This is a genomic window from Bacillus sp. 03113 (assembly GCF_006546985.1).
Lineage (GTDB): Bacteria > Bacillota > Bacilli > Bacillales > Cytobacillaceae > VATK01.
In genome coordinates, this window is record NZ_VATK01000012.1 from 29,198 (window position 1) to 50,407 (window position 21,210).

General features: G+C 35.4%; 16 protein-coding genes and 2 tRNA genes. 11 read left to right on the plus strand and 7 right to left on the minus strand.

Annotated elements, in window-relative coordinates; translation table 11 throughout:
• Positions 1-160 precede the first annotated feature (160 nt).
• A tRNA-Gly gene (locus tag FDO66_RS12810) sits at positions 161-234 on the plus strand.
• A gap of 398 nt (positions 235-632) precedes the next feature.
• Positions 633-706, plus strand: a tRNA-Gly gene (locus tag FDO66_RS12815).
• 142 nt (positions 707-848) lie between these two features.
• Here FDO66_RS12815 and FDO66_RS12820 read toward each other — a convergent pair.
• Positions 849-1,520, minus strand: coding sequence for a B3/B4 domain-containing protein (locus FDO66_RS12820; RefSeq protein WP_141433053.1), 672 nt, complete (start codon positions 1,518-1,520; stop codon positions 849-851).
• A gap of 383 nt (positions 1,521-1,903) precedes the next feature.
• Here FDO66_RS12820 and queG point away from each other — a divergent pair, with 383 nt between their 5' ends.
• The 6 genes from queG to yhbH all read left to right on the plus strand — a co-directional run bounded on the left by queG (position 1,904) and on the right by yhbH (position 9,571).
• Positions 1,904-3,040: a tRNA epoxyqueuosine(34) reductase QueG gene (gene queG / locus FDO66_RS12825; protein WP_141433054.1), complete on the plus strand. Its 1,137-nt coding sequence runs from the start codon at positions 1,904-1,906 to the stop codon at positions 3,038-3,040.
• Between the two features lie 75 nt (positions 3,041-3,115).
• On the plus strand, positions 3,116-3,991 hold the full coding sequence (locus tag FDO66_RS12830) for an amidase domain-containing protein (protein WP_141433055.1): 876 nt from the start codon (positions 3,116-3,118) through the stop codon (positions 3,989-3,991).
• A gap of 61 nt (positions 3,992-4,052) precedes the next feature.
• A complete protein-coding gene (trmL, locus tag FDO66_RS12835) occupies positions 4,053-4,526 on the plus strand; it encodes a tRNA (uridine(34)/cytosine(34)/5-carboxymethylaminomethyluridine(34)-2'-O)-methyltransferase TrmL (RefSeq protein ID WP_141433056.1) in 474 nt (157 codons plus the stop codon).
• A 99-nt stretch (positions 4,527-4,625) separates the two neighbouring features.
• Entirely contained in the window at positions 4,626-5,375 is a 750-nt protein-coding gene (nfsA, locus tag FDO66_RS12840) for an oxygen-insensitive NADPH nitroreductase (protein ID WP_141433057.1), read from the plus strand.
• A 600-nt stretch (positions 5,376-5,975) separates the two neighbouring features.
• Positions 5,976-7,871, plus strand: coding sequence for a PrkA family serine protein kinase (locus FDO66_RS12845; protein ID WP_141433058.1), 1,896 nt, complete (start codon positions 5,976-5,978; stop codon positions 7,869-7,871).
• A gap of 530 nt (positions 7,872-8,401) precedes the next feature.
• On the plus strand, positions 8,402-9,571 hold the full coding sequence (gene yhbH, locus FDO66_RS12850) for a sporulation protein YhbH (RefSeq protein WP_141433059.1): 1,170 nt from the start codon (positions 8,402-8,404) through the stop codon (positions 9,569-9,571).
• Between the two features lie 80 nt (positions 9,572-9,651).
• On the opposite strand, the gene FDO66_RS12855 is transcribed toward yhbH, so the two are convergent.
• The 3 genes from FDO66_RS12855 to FDO66_RS12865 form a co-directional block, all read right to left on the minus strand.
• The gene (locus FDO66_RS12855) at positions 9,652-10,638 is read right to left on the minus strand and encodes an HD-GYP domain-containing protein (protein WP_181444566.1); all 987 of its coding nucleotides are present in this window, start codon (positions 10,636-10,638) and stop codon (positions 9,652-9,654) included.
• Between the two features lie 315 nt (positions 10,639-10,953).
• On the minus strand, positions 10,954-11,568 hold the full coding sequence (locus tag FDO66_RS12860; RefSeq protein ID WP_258535722.1) for a spore coat protein: 615 nt from the start codon (positions 11,566-11,568) through the stop codon (positions 10,954-10,956).
• Between the two features lie 90 nt (positions 11,569-11,658).
• Positions 11,659-12,315 (minus strand): DNA-3-methyladenine glycosylase, encoded by a 657-nt coding sequence (locus FDO66_RS12865; protein ID WP_258535723.1) that lies wholly within the window; start codon positions 12,313-12,315, stop codon positions 11,659-11,661.
• A 306-nt stretch (positions 12,316-12,621) separates the two neighbouring features.
• Between FDO66_RS12865 and FDO66_RS12870 the strand changes: the two genes are divergently transcribed.
• Both FDO66_RS12870 and FDO66_RS12875 read left to right on the plus strand, forming a co-directional pair.
• On the plus strand, positions 12,622-13,467 hold the full coding sequence (locus FDO66_RS12870) for a response regulator (RefSeq protein ID WP_141433062.1): 846 nt from the start codon (positions 12,622-12,624) through the stop codon (positions 13,465-13,467).
• Positions 13,468-13,470: 3 nt separating this feature from the next.
• The gene (locus tag FDO66_RS12875) at positions 13,471-14,250 is read left to right on the plus strand and encodes a diguanylate cyclase (protein ID WP_141433063.1); all 780 of its coding nucleotides are present in this window, start codon (positions 13,471-13,473) and stop codon (positions 14,248-14,250) included.
• Between the two features lie 175 nt (positions 14,251-14,425).
• On the opposite strand, the gene FDO66_RS12880 is transcribed toward FDO66_RS12875, so the two are convergent.
• Together FDO66_RS12880 and FDO66_RS12885 are read right to left on the minus strand one after the other, a co-directional pair.
• Positions 14,426-17,440 (minus strand): efflux RND transporter permease subunit, encoded by a 3,015-nt coding sequence (locus tag FDO66_RS12880; protein WP_141433064.1) that lies wholly within the window; start codon positions 17,438-17,440, stop codon positions 14,426-14,428.
• Between the two features lie 220 nt (positions 17,441-17,660).
• Positions 17,661-18,227: a YitT family protein gene (locus FDO66_RS12885; RefSeq protein ID WP_141433065.1), complete on the minus strand. Its 567-nt coding sequence runs from the start codon at positions 18,225-18,227 to the stop codon at positions 17,661-17,663.
• A gap of 262 nt (positions 18,228-18,489) precedes the next feature.
• Here FDO66_RS12885 and FDO66_RS12890 point away from each other — a divergent pair, with 262 nt between their 5' ends.
• Positions 18,490-20,148, plus strand: coding sequence for a M20/M25/M40 family metallo-hydrolase (locus FDO66_RS12890; protein ID WP_141433066.1), 1,659 nt, complete (start codon positions 18,490-18,492; stop codon positions 20,146-20,148).
• Between the two features lie 57 nt (positions 20,149-20,205).
• On the opposite strand, the gene FDO66_RS12895 is transcribed toward FDO66_RS12890, so the two are convergent.
• Entirely contained in the window at positions 20,206-21,204 is a 999-nt protein-coding gene (locus FDO66_RS12895; RefSeq protein ID WP_141433067.1) for an inorganic phosphate transporter, read from the minus strand.
• Positions 21,205-21,210: the final 6 nt, after the last annotated feature.

Sequence of the window (21,210 nt, forward strand, 5' to 3'; positions counted from 1 at the left end):
AAAAAAGAAACGATAAGGATCTACATGGAGGGATAAAACTTGTAATTAAAAAGCCTTAAAGTATGATGAACTGAGATATTAAAAAAATTTTAAAAAATGTCGAAAAAGGGTTGCAAATTGTTGTAGGAATGAATATAATAAAAAACGTTCTGAAAATAATGCGGGTGTAGTTTAATGGTAAAACTTCAGCCTTCCAAGCTGATATCGTGGGTTCGATTCCCATCACCCGCTCCATACATATTGATATCAACGCAGTGTTTCGTTTAAAAAAACGAAGTATTGCGTTTTTTATTCTTCCAAATGTTTGATTTTTTTATCATATCAGAATTTTATATTTGAAGTTAGATTACTGTCTAGCTCCGACGTACAGGATGTACTAGTGCCGATGAAGACATAAGGCCGTGGCGCTTTTAATCGGCCAGCGTCTATCGACTATCAAACTTCAGGACTTCTCCCTACGATAAGTCAACATCGATTCGCTAACGCTTATCGTGTTTCCTTTATCTCAGTCAAAGTCCCTCCAGTTTGTACGTCGATGATCAAGACGCTTCCGCTTTTCTTATAAAAAATGTCGAAAAAGGGTTGCAATTTGTTGTAGGAATGAATATAATAAAAAACGTGCTAAAAATAACGCGGGTGTAGTTTAATGGTAAAACTTCAGCCTTCCAAGCTGATATCGTGGGTTCGATTCCCATCACCCGCTCCATACATATTGCTATCAACGCAGTATTTCGTTTGAAAAAAAACGAAGTATTGCGTTTTTTAATTCCAAAGAATTTTACATTAAGGTTGGAAAAACAATGGAGCTGAAGACACGTAAAGTGTCTTCAGCTCACTTTAAAGTTTCCCTAGCATGTTAATAGTTTATATGTACCCTCGCCGCCATGTATTTGAATAAACATGTTCATTATGGATTCAAGCAATTCTTTTGATTCCTCTTCGTTTATGGAAGGTCTTAAATAAACAATATGGACAGCATTTTTCGTTTCCATACTAACAGGTGCTTTATTAGAATCGACAAATGGACTTCCAAAAGCACCGATTTGACGATCCTCTGTCACAATTAGATTTTGTATGGAATTACTACGTCCATTTAATCCTTCATACTCTTCACCTTTTGCTCCAATTCTCATGATTAGTTCATTAGAGAGCTTATCCCTATCATAAATCCCTAATGGAATTTGATACTGTAATGAGAAAAAGCTATTTAGATCAATGGCGCTATTGATAGGTTGAAGGTAATTTTGCTTTTTTACTCGACGATACAGTGCCTCTGCTGAATGGCGGTAGCGATTAGGATCTTTTCCGGTTCGTTTAAACATCTCTCTCCATTCTTTAATGCCCTCTAGCTCCGTTACGTTTTTTCCCTCTAAATCAATGTAGATCGATTCTTGAAAAAGCTGGAGTCTACCTTGTAGCATTTGCGGTGAATCTTGCACTTGGATATGATCATAGACAATCACACCAATTTTAAAATGAGGAATTAAGGAACAAAGCTCTTGAGAAAGCTGAATTTCCAACGATTCCACCTCCTATATTATATAAAAATCGTTTATGATAATAAGCGATGCTACTTTTACAAAAAATGATTGGGGTAAACGTATTACATTGCCTATATATAAACACTATTTTAAGTATCAATATAAATGAAAGACTTGTCAAAATATTTCTCGTTGTGAAGGTAATTATAAATTAGTTGGTCGTGAATAATTTTAAAGGTTATGTATCGCCGTCCAGCTCCAGCGCCTATCGACTATCAAACTTCAGGCCTTCTCCCTACGATAAGTCAACATCGATTCGCTATCGCTCATCGTGTATCCTTTATCTCAGTCGAAGTCCCTCCGGTTTGTACGTCGATGATCAAGACGCTTGCGCTTTTGGTTCAAAAGAAGGGAGGATAAAAATGAATGTCACACAGTTAAAAAAAGAGGTTATTGAATATAGCAAACAAATTGGCATTGATAAAATTGGTTTTACAACGGCAGATCCTTTTGATGAATTGAAAAATCGTTTATTAAGACAACAGGAATTAAATTATCAATCTGGATTTGAAGAAAAAGATATTGAAAAACGAACGACTCCTTCTCTCCTTCTAGATCAGCCTATGTCCATCATTTCTATAGCACTTGCCTATCCAACGAAAATGAAGGAGCGGGTCGCCAGTAAGAAAGGAGCAAGAAGAGGGATTTTTTGCAGAGCGTCTTGGGGAACGGATTATCACGTCGTTTTAAAAGATCGTCTTCAAAAGCTTGAACAATTTTTAATGGCAAAAATTCCTGATGCTATCTGTAAATCAATGGTGGATACAGGAGAATTAGTCGATCGTGCGGTAGCAGAAAGAGCAGGGATCGGATGGTCAGGTAAAAATTGTGCCATCATTACCCCGGAATTTGGATCTTATGTTTATTTAGGAGAAATGATCACGAATATTCCATTCGAGCCTGATCAACCAATCGAAGATCAATGCGGATCGTGCAACAAATGTGTGGATGCATGCCCAACAGGAGCACTTGTTCAAGGAGGACAATTAAATGCTCAAAGCTGTATTGCTTTTATCACTCAAACAAAAGGCTTTGTTGCAGAGGAGTTTCGTGAGAAAATAGGCAATCGCTTATATGGATGTGATACATGTCAGACGGTCTGCCCTAAGAATAAAGGCAAGGATTTTCATTTGCATGTTGAGATGGAGCCTGATCCTGAAATTGCAAAGCCCCTATTAAAGCCGCTGCTTCAAATGAGTAATCGAGAATTTAAAGAAAAATACGGTCACGTTTCCGGGGCTTGGCGTGGTAAAAAACCGATTCAAAGAAATGCAGTAATGGCTCTCGCTCATTTTAAGGATGAAACAGCAGTAGAGGAACTCATTCAAGTGATGCTTTATGATCCAAGACCTGTTTTAAGAGGAACAGCAGCGTGGGCATTAGGGAAAATTGGGGGAGAAAAGGCAAAGAATGCTTTATTCAAGAGCTTAGATCATGAGGTTGATGAAGAAGCTCGAATGGAAGTAGAAAAGGCGATCAAAATCCTTTTAGAAAAATAAGAAGGAATTTCTTTATTTTTTGATTGTTCAAGCACTCCTTTTCATATGAATGATATTGAAAGGAGTGCTTTTATTATGAAAAAGCAACTGCACAATCTTCTTCAATCAAGAGTTCAGCAGCTTGTTTCCAACAGCGGTAAACGAGAATTGGCCAATGATAAAATGATAAAGAAAAATGAGCTATTGCAAAAGCGATCAGGCCAAATCGTAAAGGCAAAGGCTTGTGGAAGGATTGATCAAATCTCGTCTGAAAATGAAGTATGGTATCATGTGCATTTTCAATATTTAATTAAGCAGAAAAATTTTCTTTATATTGAAGAAGAAATTGAATATCGAAAAGGGATGTTTAAGGATCATCTATTAATAGAAGACAAGGAAGTTTATCCTTTTGACGTAGATGAAAAAGTAGAGGAAGAAGACAATCATTTTGAGGAGATCAGTGAGGAAAGAAAATCCTATTATTACAATCGATTAAAGGCTGTTCAATATGCAGAGAAATGGTGGAATAGTTACAATCCAGCTTATAAAAAATTTGATGTCGATTGTACGAATTTTATTTCACAATGCTTACATGCCGGGGGAGCGCCAATGCGAGGATATCCCAATCAAGGAACAGGTTGGTGGATGAGGAGCAATCAATGGAGCTATAGCTGGACTGTGGCGAATTCATTGAAGAGGTATTTAATGAATTCAAAAATTGGACTTCAAGCCAAAACAGTGAAATCGCCAATGGATTTAAAGCTGGGTGATGTGATTTGTTACGACTTTCAGGGTGATGGCCGATTTGATCATTCGACCATCGTTACAGGAAAAGATGCAAATGGAGAGCCTCTTGTGAATGCTCATACGACGAATAGCCGCTTGAGGTATTGGTCCTATGAAGATTCAACAGCTTATACTCCAAATATTCGTTATATGTTTTTTACGATTCTTGATAATGAAACTACATGATTGTTTGATTGATAATGAATGGTATAATAATATAGAGAGAATATTTTTAGAGGTGAAAGTCGTGGCAATACATGTTGTTCTATATCAGCCAGAAATACCGGCTAATACAGGGAATATTGCTCGCACATGCGCAGCAACCGATACGGTCTTACATTTAATCCGTCCGCTTGGATTTTCTACAGAAGATAAAATGCTAAAAAGAGCGGGATTAGATTATTGGGAATTTGTTCAAATTGTTTATTACGACTCCATTGATGAGTTTTTTGAAAAAAATGCAGGCGGAGAGTTTTTCTATTTAACTAAATTTGGAACGAAGCCTCATTCAGCCTTTGACTATAGTGATCAAGCAAAGGATTATTATTTTATTTTTGGCAAAGAAACAACTGGGCTTCCAAAAGATGTGATTGAACAAAATAAAGATCGGAGCCTGAGAATTCCGATGAATGATCATGTAAGATCTTTAAATTTATCTAATACAGCGGCCATTTTAGTCTATGAAGCATTAAGGCAGCAAGAATATCCTCATTTATCATAAGAATTATCATTTTTGGAGCCAAAAGTTAAGGCTCTTTTATGATTGGGGACAAGCTTCTATCCTACATAGTCATTATAAAATTAAAGGCAGGTTGGGTATATGAATACGGTTATTGAAACCATTTTGAATCATCGATCTGTAAGAAAATTTGAGGATAAATCATTAACACAGGAGCAAATAGAAGCAATTGTGGCTTCTGCTCAGGCAGCCTCCACTTCAAGCTTTATTCAAGCTTACTCTATTATTGGTGTAACGGATAAAGAGAAGAAACAGAGGCTTGCTGAGCTTGCAGGAAATCAATCATATGTAGCAGAGAACGGTCATTTCTTTGTTTTTTGTGCGGACTTACATCGATTTGACATAATAGGTGAGATGGAACAAAAGAATGTTTCAACTTCCCTTGAAAGCACAGAAAAGTTCATGGTCGCACTTATAGACACAGCACTAGCAGCACAAAATGCAGCATTGGCAGCAGAATCGATGTCTCTTGGCGTTTGTTATATTGGAGGCATTCGAAACCATTTAGCTGATGTATGTAAACTACTTAAGACACCAGAAAAGGTAATTCCATTATTTGGCTTAGCGGTTGGCTATCCAGATCAAACAGCAGATAAAAAACCGAGGCTCTCTTTTCAGCATATTTATCATGAAAATAAATATGAGCAGGATATTGAACAGTATAAGGGTCAGCTTGAAAACTATAATCAAATTGTTTCTGCCTACTATAATGAACGTACTAATGGAAAAAGAGCTGATACTTGGACATCTCAAATGGCAAGCATGCTTGAAAAATCATCTAGATTGTATATGAAGGAATTTATTCAACAACATAAGTTAAATGTTAAATAGAAGAAAAGAGCTGCTATTAGCGGCTCTTTTCTTCTATTTGCGTTTATCTTTTCCAAGTAAAAATGGTTTATCGTTATACCCTGAAACAAAAATAGCAGTTAAGAAAGTGATCATGACTCCGATAATAATTACCGTTCCCACATTGTCATCCCCCTTATAAGAAAAGCGTAAGCACCTTGATCAGCCGCGACAGACATAAGACGCAATCCGCAGGAAATCCTGAGTGACTTTCGGATTGTGGCTTATGCTCCGAGCGGCTAGGCGCTGGCCGGTTAAAAACGCCACATCCTGTGGCAACATCGGCACTAGTACGTCCTGTACGTCGAAGCTAGACACTCGGCGAAGTTTAAAAAATTTATACTTCTTATCCCTTAATAGATAGATGCATCAGTAAACCTTCTGCTGTTATTATATATTAAATATTATGACAAGAGAAATAGAAAAAGAAATAAAGAAAACCATTCTACCTTGATAACACAGGGAATTGACACTTATATATGAAAAAGTTTTCTCTAAACATATATTCGATAAGCATGTTCACCTCCAAAGAAGCATAGAGTATATTAATCGTCTCTGAAAACGTGACAGGGGGAGGTCCTTATGAATATTTTAAAAAAAATTGAAATGTACCGACATGAAGAAGAAAAGTTGAAGTGGGAAGGGACGTTTGGAGAGTACTTAGAAATTATAAAAGAAAAGCCATGGGTTGCTCAATCAGCGCATTCGCGGGTATATAGTATGATCAAAGATGCAGGGATAGAAGTCGTTCAAGGGAAAAAGAAATACAATTTCTTTAGCAATCAGCTTTTTGGATTAGAGGAGCCGTTAGAAAGGCTTATTGAAGAATATTTTCATCCGTCAGCTAAGCGTTTAGATGTAAGGAAAAGAATTTTGCTTCTTATGGGCCCAGTAAGTGGAGGAAAATCAACGTTAGTTACGATGTTAAAAAGAGGCTTAGAGACATATTCACGATCCGATAAAGGAGCAGTATTTGCGATCAAGGGATGCCCTATGCATGAAGATCCTCTTCATTTAATTCCACATCATTTACGTAGCGATTTTTACGAAGAGTCTGGGATTCGAATAGAAGGAAATTTGTCTCCGCTTAATATGATGAGGCTGGAGCAGGAATATGGTGGAAGAATTGAGGATGTTTTAGTTGAGAGAATCTTTTTCTCAGAGGATCGCAGAACAGGAATAGGAACCTTTAGCCCTTCTGATCCTAAATCACAGGACATTGCTGATTTAACAGGAAGTATTGATTTCTCGACAATTGCTGAATATGGATCCGAATCAGATCCAAGAGCTTATCGATTTGATGGGGAGCTCAATAAAGCGAATCGTGGGATGATGGAATTTCAGGAAATGTTAAAGTGTGATGAGAAATTCCTCTGGCACTTGCTTTCTTTAACTCAGGAAGGAAATTTTAAAGCAGGTCGTTTCGCTTTGATATCTGCAGACGAATTAATTGTAGCCCATACGAATGAAACAGAGTACCGTTCCTTTATTTCGAATAAAAAGAATGAGGCCCTGCACTCACGGATCATTGTCATGCCTGTTCCATATAATCTCAAGGTTTCTGAAGAAGAAAGAATTTATGAGAAGATGATTAGTGAAAGTGATGTGGCCAATGTTCATATTGCTCCACATACCTTGAAGGTAGCTGCCATGTTTACTATTTTAACACGGCTAAAGGAACCGAAAAAAGGCGATATTGACTTAGTGAAAAAAATGAGACTTTATGATGGGGAAAGTGTTGAAGGCTATAACACTGCTGATGTGGATGAATTGAAAAAAGAATATACAGATGAAGGAATGAGTGGAATTGATCCACGGTATGTGATTAATCGAATCTCCTCTACTATCATCCGAAAAGAAATTATGAGCATAAATGCGCTAGATGTGCTTCGCTCATTAAAAGAAGGTTTAGACCAGCACCCGTCCATTTCAAATGAACTAAGGGAAAAGTATTTAAACTTTATTTCAGTAGCTCGTAAGGAATATGATGAAATAGCTAAAAAAGAAGTACAGAAAGCATTTGTGTATTCATATGAAGAGTCGGCAAAAACATTAATGGATAATTATTTAGATAATGTTGAAGCTTACTGCAATAAAGCAAAGCTGCATGATCCATTAACGGGTGAAGAGATTAATCCTGATGAAAAGCTAATGAGATCGATTGAAGAGCAAATTGGGATTTCTGAAAATGCAAAGAAAGCGTTTAGAGAGGAAATTTTGATTCGAATATCTGCATATGCAAGAAAAGGAAAGAGATTTGATTACAATTCTCATGACCGCTTGCGTGAAGCCATTCAAAAGAAACTCTTTGCTGATTTAAAGGACGTGGTTAAAATTACAACTTCCACGAAAACACCAGATGAACAGCAATTAAAGAAAGTAAATGAAGTAGTTGCTCGATTAATTGATGAGCATGGATACAACTCTGCTTCTGCAAACGAATTACTTCGATATGTTGGCAGCTTATTAAATAGATAATATTAGCAAGTTAGAATGTTTCTACATCATATAGATAGAAATAGCTACTGAGGGTGACCCTTACATGGTGACAAGCACCTCTAAGAGTATATCGTTTTTATTGATATCTTAGAGGAGGTAAATCACTTTAGGGACACCCTCTTCCATTCTAATATTTTAATCGTCAGTGTGATCATGCAAAGGAAATGAAATATGTACGTTTTTTATAGACAAAGGCCCAATTGTCGAAATAATTAGTAAATTATCTGAATCTCTTGCATAGTATAAAGTAGTCATCATCTTTTTAAATAAAAAAAATAAATCATTTTTAAGCTTAACTGACGTCAAACTCTGCACCCAGTCGCACGGATGAAAAACTGTAACGTTTCAAACATACTGTTTTGATTTATGATAGCCGACAATAAAGGATGCCTTCTGGTTTTACAAGAATAGGTTTTTAGAAATAGTTATATTTTTTCGCAAAAAACATCCAAAATAGTATATGTTCCATTGATGAAATGTGTGAAACAAAAATTTAGGAGGGGTAGGAAATGGAAAATACGGATAATCATCAATTTGTTATTTCAAAAGAAGATTGGTCCCTCCATCGAAAAGGGCATGATGACCAACAAAGACATCAGGAAAAGGTTCAAGAAGCGATTCGAAATAATTTACCGGATCTTATTACGGAAGAAAGTATTGTGATGTCTAATGGTCGTGAAGTGGTAAAAATTCCGATTCGTTCTCTGGACGAATATAAAATTCGTTACAATTACGATAAGAATAAGCATGTGGGCCAAGGGGACGGAGATAGTAAAATTGGTGATGTTGTTGCCCGTGATGGTTCAGAATCATTAAGAGGGGTAGGAAAAGGTCAAGGAGCAGGAGACCAGCCAGGCGAAGATTACTTTGAAGCAGAAGTTTCACTTATGGAAATACAGGAAGCCCTGTTTAGCCAACTAGAGCTTCCGAATTTAAAGAAAAAAGAGCAAGACGAAATATTAATTGAGGACATTGAATTTAATGATATTCGTAAGACGGGTTTGATGGGGAATATCGATAAGAAGCGAACAATGATGACGGCCTTCAAGCGTAACGCCATCAGTGGAAAACCTAGCTTCCACCCGATTTATACAGAGGATTTAAAATTTAAAACATGGAATGAAATCATAAAACCAGAGTCAAAAGCGGTTGTTTTAGCTATGATGGATACAAGCGGTTCGATGGGAATTTGGGAAAAATATATGGCAAGAAGCTTTTTCTTCTGGATGACGCGATTTTTGAGAACAAAATATGAAACTGTTCATATTGAATTTATTGCTCATCATACAGAAGCAAAGGTTGTCTCTGAAGAAGATTTCTTTTCTAAAGGTGAAAGTGGAGGAACGATTTGTTCATCTGCTTATCGAAAAGCACTCGAATTAATTGAAGAAAAATATAATCCTGAACGATTTAACATTTATCCATTTCATTTTTCAGACGGCGATAACTTAACTTCTGATAATGCACGTTGTGTTAAGCTCGTAGAACAGCTTATGAAAATATCGAATATGTTTGGATATGGAGAAGTCAACCAGTACAATCGCCATAGCACGCTAATGTCAGCTTATAAAAATATTCAAAACGAGCAATTTCGCTATTATTTATTAAAACAAAAATCGGATGTTTTTAGTGCAATGAAAAGCTTTTTTAGAAAAGAAGAAGATAAAATGTATGCATGATAACCTAAAACCAACTAGCAAGTAATGATGTGGCTAGTTGGTTTTTATATCTTTTTGATTAATAATAATGAAATCGGTTTTTAGTTTGCTAGTTTTGCTTTTTGCTTTTGCTCTAAATCGATTTTAATAACCTTCTTAATAAATAAAGTTAATAGTTTAGAGTCTAATTTCGTTCCAGCCATATTTAGCATGATCGCAGCGGCTTCTTTATGACTAAGTCCTTTTCGATAGGGGCGATCAGATGTTAGAGCATCCCATACGTCTGCAATTGCGATGATTCTTGCCTGCAAAGGAATTTGCTCATAGACTAAGCCTTCTGGATAGCCGGTTCCATCCATTGCTTCGTGATGATATTTTACACCAGGGACGATAACGGACAAATTTTTCAGTGGTTGAATAATTTCGGCACCAATGATCGGATGCTGTTTTATTATCGAGTACTCTTCATCAGTAAGTTGACCAGGTTTATTAAGTATTTCCTCTGGAATCCCTATTTTTCCTATATCATGGATTAAGCTTGACCACTTGATTTCTAATAGTTCTTTTTCCGACATATGCAGCTGCTTGGCGAGAGCAACGGACATTTTTTCTACATTGTGACAATGTCCCAATGTGTAGGGATCACGAGCTTCAATGGCATTTGCAAGTGACGAGATAATGCTTGTTCCTATCTCTTCATAGTATTTTTTTAACGTACGCAGTTTGTAAAAAAGTATTCCTGATATGTATCCAAAAAAAGCAAAGAAAATACAACGAAAGGTCCATGATAAAAAGGATTGGCTAATATCTTTCTCGACATCAAAAGGCATAAAGGGACCGACCAGTAAACCAGCGATTATTCCTGTTATAAACCCTCCACTAGCGCCATATCCATAGGAAGCTAAAATGATAGGTATGTAAAATAAATGAGTGAAAACCTGGCTTGATCCATTTGTTAAAAAAACGACCATCGTATCAAGAGTGAGCAAAATCGATATGACAATCGAAAATCTCAAAGGATGTCTTCTAAAATAAAGAATATAGTTAAATAGTTGTTCAATCACATTTTCTTGGGAAATTTTTTTCATTTTTTCACCCTGTTTGCTTCTCTTTTGATCCATATTATCACATTTACAACTTATATAGCAGAATAAACCTTTTTTATAATATATTTCATATAAAAGTGAAGGGATTTTTTAATCATATACGTTTATTATATAAGTAGGAAAAAAGAAGGGTGTATTTATATGAAAGTGTTTAAAGTAATTTGGTTTGGAACTATTTTTATTTTTACGTTATTATCTTTTAAATTGGGGATGCTAGATCGAAAGGGTTAAAAAAGAAGTGCCAGGCTCCCTAAAAAGAGGAGCCTGACACTTCCGTACGACAAAGGATAAAAATGTTTAATTCATCATAGTTCTGTTTGCCCCAGGTGCATACCCATTTAGTAATTGTTGCATGTCTTGTGGAGCTAATTGAGGTACTTGATAGTATTGGTGTTTATTTTGATACAAGAAAACTTCATATGCCATTTCTACAAAATTTGGTATGCTATCCGCCAGAATTCTTCGTAAAACTGGGTTCGTACATTCAAGTGAAGCCATTGTTAATGAACCAGCACCTTGCTTTAATAAGCCAAGCATATGCCCTGAAATGCCCTGTTCATTTAATTCAGATACATTTTGAATTGGCTTTCTAGGCTGTGATGGATTTAATCCATAGACGACTTCATTGCTCTGTGTCATTTTATAGCTTGAAGTAGGACGAGATGGGTCCTGCCCAGATTTGAATGATTCAACCATGATGTTATATTGGTCAAGGATAAATTGGTGCTGACGATTAATGATATCAACAAGCTCAGGATCTTTAGTGTGCTGTTGCAACAATAGATATTGATCCAATGTGTCAATGATACCTGAAAGAACTTCATGAACATCAAAGACAGAGTGGCCTCCTTGATTAACTTGTGGAGTCATTGTTGCTGTTTTGCTTGTGTTATTATTCATTGTCAGTTGCATTCTCTTACCCCCGTTATCCATTTTGTACGACTAAACCGTACAAAAGATATTTTGGGTATTTAACAATAGATACATACAATGAATATTAAGCTAACTCGAGTAAATATTAGAAAAAACGTTTAGCGCGTTGTTCCTTTTTCTAGATACAAACTCATTATTAGTAATCCAAAATCTCCATGGATAATCCTTGGCATCTCCAGAATTTTCGATGCCAATTCTTTTTCCAGATGAAATGCTGTGTGGACGGAAGCCTTCGGTAATATACAATGGAGGTTTTGTAAAGGTATGACCATAATCTTCCATTGTAATATTAAGAGCTTTCGTTAATTTTCCGGGACCATTTGTAAGATTTTTTATCTCATTCATGTTTCTGCGTTTTTTCATTAATTCGATGCCGCTAAATGGCTGCAATGCACGAATTAACACCGCTTCTGGACTATTTTTTAAACCGCTTACAACGTTGACGAGGCAGTGGGTATGCATAGTATATGTATAGACATGACTAGGCTCATAAAACATTATTTCAGTTCGCTTTGTTCTTTTATTTTGAAAGCTATGAGCGGCTTGATCAAAGGGGCCGATGTATGCTTCTGTTTCAACTATATAACCAGTTGCTATTCCCTCAGGAGTTTCCTTCACTAACAAACATCCTAATAGGGAAATGGCAAGCTCCAATGTCTGTTTTTGATAAAAGTCTTTTAATAAAGGTTTTCGCTTCTCTTTGGCATCATCTTTCTTCTCCATCATACACCTCTATTCAAACGAACCATTTTTTAAAATTCTAATTAGCTGAAAATATTATTTGTATCAGTGAAAAAATTATATCTGATTTTCGATGTGGAAATAAAGTTTCTTTTAGAAACAATGTAAATTCATCTTGCATAGAAATTAACTAAATAATACAATTTTTATATTGGAATTAATTTAAATAGCATTTGGATTGATATTTCTTGTAAATTTATTTGAAGAAAGAGCTTTGCACCCTATTTGGGTTATATTTTTAATGCTAATGTTAATTTAATAAAGATCATTACCTGATGGGGTGTAACAAAAGTGAAGGTCGATAAAGATAAAACTCTCCTTTTTCAATATATGAAGGAACAGTTTGCTAAATGGTTTAAATTAGAAGAAATAGAGCATATTGATGGTGCCGAAGTATATCAATTTCTTCAATCAATACAACATGAAGCAATCATTCTAGAAATGGGAGGATTGTTTCAAACCATAGCTGGATTAATGGAAGATGCAGAGAACATGAATAATAGCAGCTGGTTAAAGAGTGATTTAAAAAGCTTTCTACATGGATTGATAGAGCTTAGTCATGAATGTGAGTTTTTCTTCGATCATGATGAATTTAAAAAGCTCCCCATTAGAAATGAAGATGTACCTCTCATACAATTGATTGATGAAGATGTGTCCATGTTAATTGTTTTAAAGGAGATACTGGAAAATAAAGGGTGGATGGTGATTGCTAGTACGGATACTGAAAAAGCAATCGAACAATTTTATGATATGCACCCTGATTGCTTAATTATTGATCTAAATTTACCAGAAAAAAAAGGCTTTAAGATACTAGAAGATGTTCAAAAGCATACGAATCAAAAGTTTATCCCAAAAATTATGGTTAGCGTTCTAAGTGATCGACAAACTAGAATAATGGCATATAAAATGGGTGTTGATGATTTTATTAAAAAACCGATTGATATCGAAGAATTTTTGGTACGGGTTGAACGTCATTTAGAACGGAAAAAATATTTTGATCAATCAGTTCTTATAGATGAGTTAACGAAGGTATACAATCGAAAGTATTTAAAGTATGCCTATGAACGGAACATGAACGACCTGATAAGGTCTAATAATTACTTTACAATTGCTGTTATTGATTTAGATCGCTTTTAAAGAGTGAATGATTTATTTGGCCACATTATTGGAGATAAAGTACTTTTAGGATTTGCTCAATTTTTAAAAGAAAATGTCCGTGGAACAGACACTGTTTTCCGCTACGGTGGTGAAGAGTTTATTATTCTCTTTTCTCGTTTAACAGACGTCGAAGCAAAGGTAACCTTGGATCGTTTATTAGACCAGTTTGCCCAAAGAAAATTTAATGCGAGTTCAGAAACGTTTTCATTGACCTATTCTGCAGGTGTTTATATGATCAATGATCAGGATATTTCCATTCAATCAGCGATTAAAAAAGCAGATGAGGCGTTATACTTTTCTAAAAGGAATGGGAGATCAAGAGTTGAATTAGCAAGTAAATTAAAGATTTTGCAGTTAAAAAAGCCGCTATATGTTTCAATCATTGATGATGATGTCGCTATGAGAAGAATGCTTCTGAGAATTATCCAATCAATGGAATTTGATCATGTAGAGCTAAAGGTACAAGTGTTTGAGGATGCGATAGAATTTATTAAATCTAATCTTGTTGAGGAATATGGAGAACATTTATTAATTCTTGATAAAATTTTACCAGGAATGAATGGAATGGAACTTCTTCATAAGATTAAGAAGTTAAAAAATGCACAACATATCCATGTCCTCATATTAACAGGGAAGAAAATAGAACAAGATGTTGCACTTGCTTTGAGTCTTGGAGCAGATGATTATGTGACAAAACCTTTCACCATATCAAATTTTAAAGCAAGAGTTCAAAAGCTAATTTTAAAAATATCTGTTAAATGAAAAAGCGTGGGAGTATTGATCCCACGCTTTTCTATTTCATAATTTGAATGTAGACTAGTGTCTAGCTTCAGCGCCTAGCCGCTCGGATCATAAGCCACAATACGCAAGTCAATCAGGATTTCCTGCGTATTGCGTCTTATGTCTGTCGCGGCTGATCAAGGCGCTTACGCATTTCTTATGATGCTTTTTGTTGATTTAGACGTTGTTTTTTTGATTTTTTAAAGTGCAGCAATTCGTATAAAACTGGAATGACTACTAATGTTAATAGTGTGGCGACACTTAACCCACCAATAACAACAATTGCAAGACTTTGTGATACCATGCTGCCCGTTTCAGCTTTTTTGAATAAAAGTGGAAGCATGGCAGATACAGTAGCAACTGCTGTCATGATAATTGGGCGCATTCTCGTAGTTGATGCTTCTACAATTGCGTCTCTCATAATCATTGTACGTTCATTTTGTTTTACTCTGTCTAACAATACAATAGCATTTGTCACGACAATACCGATTAACATTAATGCACCTAACAAAGCTGTCGTATCAACTGGAATACGGCTGATTAATAGACCAAGGATCGCACCAATTGCAGCAAGTGGAAGCGAAAACATGATGGTTAATGGTGTTCTAATGGATTTGAAGGTAATAACCATGATTAAAAATACGATTCCAATTGAAACGAACATAGTGATAAATAGATCGGAGAAATCATCCCCTTGCTGTGCACTTGCACCGCCAATAACAACATTCACTCCGTCTGCGATCTTAATTCCTTTATTTTTTTGATCTCCAAAAATCTTAAGTTTAATTTCTTTATCAATGGTAGATAGTTCTTTCGGATTAACCTCTGCAGTCACGCGAATGTAAGGATCTCCATCCTTATGGAATTGATTCGTCGGTTTTTCATCATTCACAAGAGAAGCAATATTTGACACAGGTGTCATTCCAGATTGAGTCATAATCGGAATATTTTTCAACTCATTTGGAGAAGTTGGGTTGAGCAATGCTTCTAGCCAAACACCTGTTTGTTTGTTTTCAATATCAACTGTTCCAATAGGAGTTTTATTTAACATAGCTCCAAGCTGTTGTGCGACTTGCTGTGTATTCGCTTTAGATGGGTCTACTGTTAAAGAGTAAACGGTTTTCTTTTCATCCTGATTTGTAAATACTTTTTCAACCCCATCAATGTTATTAATTTTTGATTTAACTTCATCAGCTGTATTTTCAAGTTCTGTTAAATCATTTCCAATGATATCAATAGTAATAGATGTTGCAGCTGCACCAAATAGCGAGGATGCTTGAACGCTGAAATCAGCACCTGAATAATCCTCTTTTTGTTTTTCAATTCGATTGATAACAGCATTCATATCTTTTTTATCTTTTAAAACCATCATAAAGGATGTGGAGGTAGGGGACCCGATATTACCCCATTTAGCACCTTCAGATGTATTTCCCATTTGAGTGTATAAATATTTTACTTCTTTTTGATCAAGTAGATAATTTTCTAGCTTAAGGGTATTTTCTTTTACTTTGTCGATTGGTGTTTCGTTTGGATAGCTTAAAGTTGTTTGGACAAAATCAGAAGAAGAATTATCTACTGCTGCTTTTGGCATTGCAAAATAAGCACCGATAGAACCAATGAATAACAGTAATGAAAATAATAAAACAATCCATTTATGGTTTAAAGACCATGTTACAAATTTAGCAAAGCGAACAGAAGGCTTATGCTCCGGCAGCTTTGTTTTCTTTAATAAACCAGAACTCATTAATGGAACAACTGTTAAAGCTACTACCAAGGAAGATAGTAATGAATAGGTAACGGTTAAGGCAAATGGCAGCATGAAATCCTGTAGTCCGCCATTTACTAATCCAATTGGTAAAAATACAGCAACTGTTGTTAAAGTCGAAGCAGTAATTGCAGGACCGACTTCTTTTGTTGCTTCCATAATTAATTGAATAGAAAATTTCTCTTTTTGCATTTTACGATATATATTTTCAATGACAACAATGCTATCATCCACTAATCGACCGACGGCAACTGCTACACCGCCAAGTGTTAAAATATTTAACGTAACACCTGATCTTGATAATAAGAAAAGCGTAAAGCATAAAGATAACGGAATCGAAACGATTGTGATAATGGTAGAGCGAATACTGCGAAGAAAAAGCATAATGACGACAGTAGCGAAAAATGCTCCGAGTAATACTTCTCTCATCATTGACTCAACAGAATGTTCAACACTATCAGCTGTTGAAAAGAAAACAGCAGCATCGACGTTATCATAATCTTTGTTGATTTGTTTTGAAAGTTCTTTTACTTCATCCGAGATCGTAACAGCGTTGGATTGACTATCCTTTGTAACGACAAGAAGAAGTGCATCTTTTCCATTTATATGGGTCATGGATTCTTCTGGTTTTTTCATTTCAACCTTCGCAATATCATTAAGTGTTACATTTGGAGCAACATTCAATGCTTTTACTTTATCTAAGCTATCGACTACCCCAGTAACATTAATATTGCTTGTTTTATCATCAATGACTTTTTCTCCAATAGAGACAGAGGAATTTTTCCCTTGTAGTACACCCATTACATCTTGAAGGGATACTTTCTTTTCAGCCATTTGTTGATTATTAGCCGTAATGGATACATAAGAATTTGCTGCTCCATACGTTTGAACACTAGCAATTCCTTCTATATCCTTAAATTTTGGAATAAGCTTCTTTTCTGCTAGTTCAATGTTTTCTTGAGTAAGTCCTTCATCAAAGTTGATTGAGATATCGGCAATCGGAATCATTGAAGTATTTAACTGTACAATATTTGGTTTTGAAACATTTTGTGGAAGTTGAACGGTAGATAAGGCATCCTGTACTTCTGTTTTTGCTTCCTTCATATCTGTTTTTGAATCAAAACTAATCGTTATGTTCGTGTAGCCATCACCAGTTGTAGAAAAAATATTCTTTTTCCCTTTTACTCCAGCTACCGCTTCTTCAATAGGAGTAGTAACTTGTTTCTCCATTGTGTTTGAATCAGTTCCCTGTCCCATTACAACAACGTTTACCTGTGGCTGATCGGCAGTTGGCAAAAATTCCATTGGAAGGGTGAAATAACTCACAACCCCTAAAATTAAAATAAGCAGGGTCATGATTGAAATGGCGGCCTTATTAGTAAAGGACCATTTTGTAAGCCAAGACATAAAAGAATTCTCCTTTCGTGTGAAAAATAATCAATCCTTCTATGATTCATTCAATCAGTTTAGATATTGACTATTTTTCCTGTGTGTATTTATACAGAAATATCCTACAAAGAGAATTCTAATTTAATTTTAGTAAAACAATAAGTGACCTAAGTCATTAAAAAAGTCATATTTACCAAAATGACAAAAAAAGAACGAATTCTTTACAAAAATGATGCATTTACTTTTTTCTTGTAACTGTTAACGAAGTCATAATGGCCCCGCAAAAGATCGTGATAAAGGAGTAAAGAAATTTATCGAAACCAATTACATCTAGTCCGCTGAAAATAATAAGAGCGTCAATGAAAAAAATAATGATTCCAACATGAATATGAATTCGTTTTGTTAGCAGCTGGGCCAACAAATCAGTTCCTCCTGTGCTTGTTTCGTATCGAAGCATGACGCCAATTCCAATGCCTACAAGCATTCCACCGATCATGGAGCTAGGTAATACGGAGAGTAATAGCTGGTCTTGGATAAAAGAAACCATATCTATAAGAAAAGAAGAGATTAATAATCCATGTAAACTATAAAAAAAATAGCTCTTCTCGTAAAACCAAGCAAGGATAAAAAGAGGTGTACTTAATAAGACCATACAAAGTCCTGTAGGTAGTTGAAAATAATAGTGCAAGATTAGACCTAATCCTATGATTCCACCGTCTAGTAAGTGATGAGGGATTAGAAAGCCGTTTATTCCGATACCCATTAGAAAGCTTCCTATAATTGTAGCAGCAAGTTTTTCAAACATAGCGCATCATCCTTACTTGTCCTCTTCTAATAAAAGATATGAGATAAAGGATAAATTAGACTAAAATAATCCTTAGGGGAAGTATTTTAACAGATTATGGATGAATCTGTTTTTGTTTCAATGAACGGATTCATATTGGGAAGGCTTCATGATATGCTAAATAGAGCAGCGAACCTTCGCCGAAATATAAAAAGACATAAAAGGATGAGGGATCCTTTTTGAAAGCAGACAGCTAATAAACATAAGAAAAGGGATGGAGAATATGTACACGAAGCTTCAACCGCTATCAATGGGTGAACAAGTTGAGTTTTTAACAAAAGCACTCGTCAAAAAGAAAAGCTATAACCATACAGAGGGAGAAAGAGAGAAAGCAGATTTTATCCTTTCTATTATCCGTTCTTTTCCATACTTTAAAGCACATCCAGAGTTAGCATGGTTTCAAGAAATCGAAAATGATAAACTGCAGCGGCGTAATGTTTTTGCTTTTATTAAAGGGAAAAAGCAGACGAATAAAACCATCATTTATCATGCCCATTACGATACTGTAGGAACGGAGGATTATGGAGCTTTACAAAATATATCAAATGACTCAGATGCACTGCTGACTTACTTTTCTCAATACGATGGAGATGCTGAACTTCGTCGGGAAGCATTGTCTGGAGAATGGCTTTTCGGTCGAGGCTCTCTTGATATGCAGAGCGGGATTGCGATCCATTTAGTTAATCTTCTTTATTTTTCCAATCATTTGGATGAGCTTGAAGGGAATTTACTAGTGTTATTTAATCCTGATGAAGAAAATCAGCATGTAGGTATCAGAGGTGCGTTATCTGAGTTCGTTCGTTTAAAAGAAAAAAAATCACTTGAATATGTTGCTGCGATCAATAATGATTTTATTTCTCCTTTATATGATGGTGACGTAAATAAATATATTTATACTGGAGGTGCTGGAAAATTATTAGCTTGTTTTTATATTGCAGGCAGGGAAGCCCATGTTGGAGAAAGTCTGCTTGGCATTGATCCAACACTTATAGCTGGGGAACTCAATCAAAGAATAAATCAAAATTTTCAGCTTGTAGAAAAGCTTCCAGATGATCTAGTCCTTCCTCCAAGCTGTTTGTATTTAAAGGAAGATAAAAAAAGCTACGATGTACAAACACCTGTAAGCTGTCGTACGTATTTTAATTATTTTATTTACAATAAAACACCAAAAAATGTGTTAGAAGATCTAACTGAAATTGCTAAAAAGGCTTGCCAGTCTGTTGAGCATAAATTAAAAGAGAACTTTGATGCTTATCGAGAAGCGAATGGATTGCCTGAAAGACAGATCCATTGGAAAGTCGGAGTAACCACACTAGAAAGCTATTTGCAATATCTTCAAGAAAAAAATATAGATCCTAAAAACACGATAGAAAAAATAGTAAAGAATTGTTTAAGAAGTGAACTTGATGATCGAATGATTGCATTTCAAATTGTGGAGGCTTTACATAATTTAGATCCAGAAAAAAATCCAAAGGTCATTTTATTCTTTGCTCCTCCATTTTTGCCTTCTAACACGTTAACAGAGGATGAGAGAGATTTATCCATTAAAGCATGTATTCAAGCCGTTTTAGACGAGGAAGGTGAAAATCTAGGAGAGCCATTTAAATTAAGAAAATATTTTCCGTATTTATGTGATGGAAGCTTCTTATCCTTTAATGGTTCAATAGACGACATTCATTCTGTGATAAATAATTTTCCTGCTATGAATGAATTATTTCCAATTCCGCTTAAGGAAATGAAATCGTTAAATATTCCTGCTTTAAACTTTGGTGTCTATGGAAAAGGCGGTCATAAATGGACGGAAAGAGTTTATAAGCCATATTCATTTCACGTATTGCCTACATTAATTAGGAAAGTAACCAATCGTTTGTTATCTTTATAAGAATGGAATGAAAAACCCCGCTATAGATAAATGCAAAAGCGGGGTTTTTCATTCTAATTAAAAAATAAAATTTAATAAATAATATACAATGCCTGCGATGGTTGCAGTGATTGGTAAGGTGATCACCCATGTAATAAGCATTCTTTGTGCTGTTCCCCATTTAACTCCCTTTAAGCGATGAGAAGCTCCTACGCCTAATATAGAAGAGGAGATGACATGAGTAGTACTAACAGGTAAATGAATGAAAGTTGCGCCAAAAATGATCATACCACCCGTTAAATCAGCAGCTACTCCATTTACAGGACGAATCTTCATAATATTCCCACCAACAGTTTTAATAATTTTCCAACCCCCTACAGAGGTTCCTAAGCCCATAGCTAATGCACATGAAAGCTGAACCCAAAAAGGGATATCATCTGTTGATAAATAGTTATTTGCGATTAGTGCCATTGTAATAATACCCATAGCCTTTTGAGCATCATTTGTGCCGTGAGTATAGGCTTGTAGTGCTGCTGTAAAAATCTGGAAATATCTAAAATTACGATTTGTTTTTGTTAAATTAAGATCTTTAAATAGAAATTTAAAGATGCTGTACACAATAAACCCTATTGTAAAAGCAATAATAGGAGAAATGATTAAGGCTTGTAATATTTTGATAAATCCTTCGTAATGCAAGGCTTGAAAGCCTGCTGCGGCAATGGCTGCCCCAGCAATAGAGCCAATAATAGCATGTGAAGAACTACTTGGAATTCCGTAATACCAAGTCAATAAATTCCAAAAAATAGCTGAAATAAGTGCAGCAAGAATTACAACAGACCCATTTTCTAACGTAAAAGGATTCACTATATCTTTTGTTATGGTTTTAGCAACCCCTGTAAAAGTCATTGCACCTACAAAATTCATTACAGCAGCTAAAATAATGGCGTGTCTAGGCTTCAATGCTTTTGTAGAAACGGCAGTTGCGATTGCGTTAGCTGTGTCATGAAATCCATTAATAAAATCAAAAGCTAAGGCACCAATTACAATTAATAGGGTTAATATTAACATTTCATCCATATGTAA

Coding starts and splice junctions, on each gene's coding strand:
- queG (WP_141433054.1), top strand. CDS start 1,904: ATGAATGTCACACAGTTAAAAAAAGAGGTTATTGAATATAGCAAACAA.
- FDO66_RS12830 (WP_141433055.1), top strand. CDS start 3,116: ATGAAAAAGCAACTGCACAATCTTCTTCAATCAAGAGTTCAGCAGCTT.
- nfsA (WP_141433057.1), top strand. CDS start 4,626: ATGAATACGGTTATTGAAACCATTTTGAATCATCGATCTGTAAGAAAA.
- FDO66_RS12845 (WP_141433058.1), top strand. CDS start 5,976: ATGAATATTTTAAAAAAAATTGAAATGTACCGACATGAAGAAGAAAAG.
- yhbH (WP_141433059.1), top strand. CDS start 8,402: ATGGAAAATACGGATAATCATCAATTTGTTATTTCAAAAGAAGATTGG.
- FDO66_RS12855 (WP_181444566.1), bottom strand. CDS start 10,638: ATGAAAAAAATTTCCCAAGAAAATGTGATTGAACAACTATTTAACTAT.
- FDO66_RS12860 (WP_258535722.1), bottom strand. CDS start 11,568: ATGCAACTGACAATGAATAATAACACAAGCAAAACAGCAACAATGACT.
- FDO66_RS12865 (WP_258535723.1), bottom strand. CDS start 12,315: ATGATGGAGAAGAAAGATGATGCCAAAGAGAAGCGAAAACCTTTATTA.
- FDO66_RS12880 (WP_141433064.1), bottom strand. CDS start 17,440: ATGTCTTGGCTTACAAAATGGTCCTTTACTAATAAGGCCGCCATTTCA.
- FDO66_RS12885 (WP_141433065.1), bottom strand. CDS start 18,227: ATGTTTGAAAAACTTGCTGCTACAATTATAGGAAGCTTTCTAATGGGT.
- FDO66_RS12890 (WP_141433066.1), top strand. CDS start 18,490: ATGTACACGAAGCTTCAACCGCTATCAATGGGTGAACAAGTTGAGTTT.
- FDO66_RS12895 (WP_141433067.1), bottom strand. CDS start 21,204: ATGGATGAAATGTTAATATTAACCCTATTAATTGTAATTGGTGCCTTA.